The organism is Skermanella sp. (assembly GCF_059503625.1).
This window is the reverse complement of the sequence record NZ_JCACHA010001066.1, coordinates 1-5,722: the sequence shown is the minus strand read 5'-3', so window position 1 is coordinate 5,722 and position 5,722 is coordinate 1. Positions and strand designations below refer to the sequence as shown.

General features: G+C 65.2%; 5 protein-coding genes. 2 read left to right on the top strand and 3 right to left on the bottom strand.

Annotation, left to right across the window (positions count from 1 at the left end; translation table 11 throughout):
• Positions 1-68 precede the first annotated feature (68 nt).
• A complete protein-coding gene (locus AC5JJ6_RS38570) occupies positions 69-1,463 on the bottom strand; it encodes a PleD family two-component system response regulator (protein WP_496047117.1) in 1,395 nt (464 codons plus the stop codon).
• A 37-nt stretch (positions 1,464-1,500) separates the two neighbouring features.
• Positions 1,501-1,914, bottom strand: coding sequence for a response regulator (locus tag AC5JJ6_RS38565; RefSeq protein WP_044426260.1), 414 nt, complete (start codon positions 1,912-1,914; stop codon positions 1,501-1,503).
• Between the two features lie 302 nt (positions 1,915-2,216).
• Here AC5JJ6_RS38565 and AC5JJ6_RS38560 point away from each other — a divergent pair, with 302 nt between their 5' ends.
• A complete protein-coding gene (locus AC5JJ6_RS38560; RefSeq protein ID WP_496047116.1) occupies positions 2,217-3,605 on the top strand; it encodes a DNA polymerase IV in 1,389 nt (462 codons plus the stop codon).
• An 18-nt stretch (positions 3,606-3,623) separates the two neighbouring features.
• Here AC5JJ6_RS38560 and AC5JJ6_RS38555 read toward each other — a convergent pair whose 3' ends face one another.
• A complete protein-coding gene (locus tag AC5JJ6_RS38555; protein WP_496047115.1) occupies positions 3,624-4,454 on the bottom strand; it encodes a cell envelope integrity EipB family protein in 831 nt (276 codons plus the stop codon).
• Positions 4,455-4,600: 146 nt separating this feature from the next.
• Here AC5JJ6_RS38555 and AC5JJ6_RS38550 point away from each other — a divergent pair, with 146 nt between their 5' ends.
• Positions 4,601-5,581: a 2-hydroxyacid dehydrogenase gene (locus AC5JJ6_RS38550; RefSeq protein ID WP_496047114.1), complete on the top strand. Its 981-nt coding sequence runs from the start codon at positions 4,601-4,603 to the stop codon at positions 5,579-5,581.
• Positions 5,582-5,722 lie beyond the last annotated feature (141 nt).

Genomic DNA, 5,722 nt, shown 5'->3' with positions numbered 1-5,722 from the left:
GGATCTGGTTTTTTGAAATCATCCACCCGGATCTTCGATCCGGGCGGGATGCAAACGACGGCGATATGTCACCCCACCGGCGCTTCGGCCACTCCGGATGCCACCGTGCGGTTCCGGCCGGAGCGCTTCGCCTGATAGAGCGCGTCGTCGGCCCGCTTCAGGATCGCCTCGGCGGTGTCGCCGACGCCGTCGACCACGGCAACGCCGATGCTGATCGTGACGGTGATCTCGCCGACATCGGCCGACACCGTGAAGGTCTCTTCCCCGACGCGGCAGCGCAGACGCTCCGCGACCGCATAGGCGGCTTCCCGGTCGGTATCTGGCATGACGACGATGAATTCCTCGCCGCCGTAGCGCGCCACCAGATCGAAGTTGCGGAGATTGCGGTTCGTCCGGTTCGCGACTTCCCGCAGGACCTCGTCGCCGACGCCATGGCCGTAGGTATCGTTGACGGTCTTGAAGTGGTCGATGTCGAACATCAGGATCGCAACCGGCTTTTGGCTTTCCCAGCTCCGCTCCAGCAGACGCGGCAGATGGGCGCTGACATAGCGGCGGTTGAAGACCCCGGTCAGGCTGTCGGTCAGAGCCATCGACAGGCTCTGCTCGTAGTTATGCCGGAGCTTTTCGTGATAGCGCTTGCGCCGGACCTGCGTACGGACGCGCGCCAGAAGCTCGTTCCGGTCGATCGGCTTCAGCAGATAGTCGTTGGCGCCAAGCTCCAGGCCTTTAGCGACGCGGCTCAGATCGCCTTCGTCGGCGATCAGCAGGATCGGCGCCTGCCGTGTCCGTTCGTGGCTGCGAAGCTGCGAACAGAGACGAAGGCCATCCTCGTTGAGCAGGGTCAGGCTGACGATGATCAGCTCGAAGTCCTCCGACATGCCAAGGTCGAGCGCCTTGGCGGACGTATCGGCGGCCACCACGCTGTCGGTATCCCGGCGCAGGGTCTCGGCGATCTTGTCCAGATCGATCGGGCTGTCTTCGATCACGAGCACGCGGGCATTCGCCGCCGTCTCGTTCTTGACGGTTATGGTCTGATCGAGGATGCCGAACTGCCCGGACGTCGATTCGCGCAAACGCCATTCGTCCATCATCATCTTCAGCCGCACGAGCGACCGGACGCGGGCGAACAGGGCGATGTCGTTGACCGGCTTGGTCAGGAAGTCGTCGGCGCCGGCCTCCAATCCGCGGACACGGTCGGCGGCATCCGACAAGGCGGTGATCATGACGATCGGAATATGCATCGTGGTTGGATCGGCCCGGATGCGCGCGCACACCTCGAATCCGTCCATTCCTGGCATCATGACGTCCAAAAGGATGATGTCAGGTGCTTCCTTTTTGATGCGTTCGAGCGCTTCCGGTCCATTGAAGGCCGTAATCACATCGAAATATTCGCGGGTGAGCTTCGCCGCCAGCAACTTTACGTTGGGCAGGACGTCGTCAACTACGAGAACGCGCGCCGACATGGCCCCTCAGTTTCCGGCCGCTTCCATCCGAGCCCCGTCAGCTCAGGAAGCGTTGAACGGTTTCGAGAAATTTCGCTACGGAGATCGGCTTGGCGATGTAGTCCTCGCATCCTCCCTCCCGAATCTTCTCCTCATCACCCTTCATGGCGAATGCGGTCACCGCGATGATGGGAATCGCCTTCAGGTCGTCGTCTTCCTTGATCCACTTGGTAACCTCCAGCCCGGAAACCTCCGGCAGCTGGATGTCCATCAGGATCAGGTCCGGCCGATGGAGACGCGCCAGCTTGAGCGCTTCCATCCCGTCCTTGGTCTGCAAGGTGGCATACCCATGGGCCTCCAGCAGATCATGGAAAAGCTTCATGTTAAGTTCGTTGTCTTCCACGATCAGCACCCGCTTTGCATTCGCGGAGCCTGAGGATTCAACGCCGCCCCAAACTTGACCGACCGACATTATAACTCTCCATGAACCCTTACAACCAGCACTGCCACGGCGTTCTGCCAGGAAGGCCCGAGTGTACCGACGGCCGCACACCTACACCCACTTCTATAAGGCGAAGGTTAAGGTGTAGTTACCACGCAGATGTTGTAGGGATTTCGCGTTCACGAAAGACATACGACAAACGAGACCATTAAAGGGCAATAGCGTGGCGCTATGTCCACGCCTGAGGCACAATGACACCTTACACGGCTACCCCATGTCCGTCCACGTACAGTCGAGCCGGCAAGGCACCGGAATGATTACGATATCACAATATGAACGAACAGGTTGAGGATCCCGAAAAGGTACGCACGCCCGAAGGCCGCTCCCGCACTGTGGCGGAGCCGGGCCTCTGCCGCGACTGCGGCGCTCCCGTACCGCCTCGCCGGCAGCGCTGCCGGGAATGCGGATCGCGCCGCGTGACGCGCCACGCCGAACTGAACTCGCTCTCGATCGCCCATATCGACTGCGACGCCTTCTACGCCAGCGTGGAGAAGCGCGACAACCCGGCGCTTGCCGACCTGCCGGTGATCGTCGGGGGCGGGCAGCGCGGCGTCGTGGCGGCCTGCTGCTACGTCGCCCGCCTGTACGGCGTCCGGTCCGCCATGCCGATGTTCAAGGCGATGGCGCTGTGCCCCCATGCGGTGGTCCTGCCGCCCGACATGAAGAAGTATCAGGCGGTCGGCCGGCAGGTCCGCGCCACGATGCTGGAGCTGACGCCGCTCGTCCAGCCGCTGTCGATCGACGAAGCCTTCCTGGACCTTACGGGGACCGGGGAGTCCCTGGGCCTGAGCCCTGCCCGTTCGCTGATCCTGCTGGTCCGCCGGCTGGAAACCGAGATCGGGATCACCGCGTCGATCGGGCTGAGCTACAACAAGTTCCTCGCAAAGGTGGCCAGCGACCTCGACAAGCCGCGCGGCTTCAAGGCGATCGGCCGGGCCGAGGCCCTCGACTTCCTGGGACCGCGCCCGGTCGGCCTGATCTGGGGCGTGGGTGCGGCGCTCCAATCGAAGCTGGAGCATGACGGCATCACGACCATCGCCGAGCTGCGCGACCGCGACGAGATCTGGCTGATGAAGCGCTACGGCGTCATGGGCCGCCGGTTATACCGGTTCGCCCGCGGCGAGGACCTGCGGACGGTCGATCCGGACGAGGAGACCAAGAGCATTTCGGCGGAAACGACCTTCAGCCGGGACATTTCCGACCTGGGCGACCTTCGGAACCGGCTCTGGCCCCTGTGCGAGACGGTGGCGCGCCGGATGAAGGCGGCCGGACTGCTCGGCGGTTCGGTCGTGCTCAAGCTCAAGACCGGCGACTTCAGGCTGGTTACCCGCAGCCGCAGGGTCGGAGCACCCACGCAGGAGCCGGACGCCGTCTTCGAGGCCGTCATGCCGCTGCTGGAGCGGGAGGCGTCCGGCGTCGCCTATCGCCTGATCGGAGTCGGCTGCGCCGACCTTACCCCGCTGGACCGGTCCGCTACGCCCGACCTGCTGGCGCCGGAACTCCTGCTCGCCCCCCGCGGCGACCCGCCGGCGGAACCGGCGCCCGACGTCCCGGTGCCCGCAACCGTTCCCGATCCGCAGCGAAGCTTCGTCACGAGCGGCAATCCCAGCCCCATGCTGCCGGGATTCGAGCGGCTGTACAGGCGGAAGCGGCGCAAATAGCCGCCTCCGCGGTTCCCGTCAGCAGCGTGGCTTGGGCATCGACTCCAGCTTCTCCAGCACGGCTGTTACGGTGAAATCGCCGTAGTCGATCAGCATCGACTGCGCGACGCCGTTTTCCAGCAGGCTGAGGCTCATTTCGTATTCCGGCGCCGCCTCCTCGCTGGTAAGCGGAAAGAAGGCCATCCTCACCGGCCAGGTCGCCCCATGGAACAGCTTGGCGTCGAAGCGGCTGTCGTTCGCCAGCTCCTTCCGGAGGCCGAGCACGGTATTGATCTCCGTCGCGCCATCGGTGTCGGAACCGTCGAAGACCGTGGTCGCGAACACCTTGTCGCCGGCCCTCGCATGACGCAGGAGCTGGATCGTGTGCATGGTCGGGAACATGGTGCCGTCCGGCAGCTCGATTTCCTGCGCCTCCGGCTTCAGGTAGCGCGCGATGCCCGGCCGGCCCTCGTGGGACTCGGCGGTGCCGCGCAGTTCCTCGTCCACCTCGCCATTGACCAGCTTCCGCACGTTGAACCGGTAGGACTGACCGTCCTTCGCCTCCCACGTGGCGTAGTTGGTCGTCATGTCGACCTGATCGCCCTCGGTGTACAGGAAGCGAAGCTGGAAGCGCTGCTCGATGGTCCATCCGTCGCAGGCATCGGCCCACTCGAACATCATCTGGCCGCGCACGTCGGAAACCGTGCTGCTGCTGCGCGCGGACGCCAGCGACATCTTGTAGATCGCCCGGTGCGGGGCGATCTCGACGGCGGCGGGGGCGACCGGAGCGGGCAGCGCCGAAGGTATTGATGTCAGCACTCCGACCAGCGCCATGGCGACGGTTCGGGCGGCGGATCGGAAATCTTTCAAGGTGGTGACCACAAATTGTTTTACGGCAGTTTACGGCGTGAAGCTCATGAACAAGCATAGTATTTTCGCGCGCCCTAAAAACCCGGCGCAACCTTTTTTGGCGTTTCACCCATAAACATCGATTTTCGGCAGCGGAGGATATCCCGATGAATCACCCGAATGGGACGAAACTCCCGGTCCTGCTCCTGACAAGACGCTTCCCCGATGCCGTGACGGCCCGCGCCGCGCGCGATTATCGCGTCATCGAAAACGACGACGACCACGCCTATGGCCCCGACGAGATCGCGGCGAAGGCCCAGGGTGCAGACGCCGTTATGGTAAGTGCCGTCGACAAGATTTCGGGCGACCTGATACGCGCCCTGCCCGACTCGGTTCGCATGATAGCGACGTTCTCCGTCGGTACCGACCATATCGATCTGGCTGCGGCCAAGGAACGCGGCATCGTCGTCAGCAACACCCCCGGCGTCCTGACCGACGCCACCGCCGACATCGCCCTGCTGCTCCTGCTGGGCGCCGCCCGGCGCGCATCGGAAGGCGAACGGCTGATCCGCGAAGACCGATGGGAAGGCTGGGCGCCGACCCATCTTGTCGGGGTCCATGTCACGGGCAAGCGGCTGGCGATCCTCGGCATGGGCAGGATCGGTCAGGCGGTGGCCCGGCGCGCACGCGGGTTCGACATGGAGATCCACTACCACAACCGTCGCAGGCTTCCCGCCGGCGAGGAGCTGGGTGCCATCTACCACGCCGACGCCGACGACCTGCTGGCCGTCGCCGATTTCCTGTCGATCCACAGCCCCGCCAGCCCGGAAACCCATCACTGGCTGAACGCCGAGCGCATCGCCCGCCTGCCGGACGGCGCCGTGGTCGTCAATACGGCGCGGGGCAGCGTGGTGGACGACGAAGCCCTGATCGCGGCGCTTGCCTCCGGCAAGCTGGCGGCCGCCGGACTCGACGTGTTCGAGAACGAGCCTCGGCTTCACCGCGGCTATGCCCCACTGGCAAATACCTTCCTGCTGCCGCATCTGGGCAGTGCCACCGACCAGACCCGGGACGCCATGGGCTTCACGGCGCTGAACAACCTGGATGCTTTCTTTGCCGGCCGGGATCTACCCAACCGCGTCGTCTGAGCCGCCCCCGGAACCGGGGGGCCCCGCCGGCCGGCCCCCGGGGGGGGGGGGCGGGGGGCGCCCCGGGGGGGGGGGGGGCGGGGGCCCCGGGGGGGGGGGGGGGCCCGGCGGGGGGGGGGGCCCGCCGCCCGGGGGCGGGAC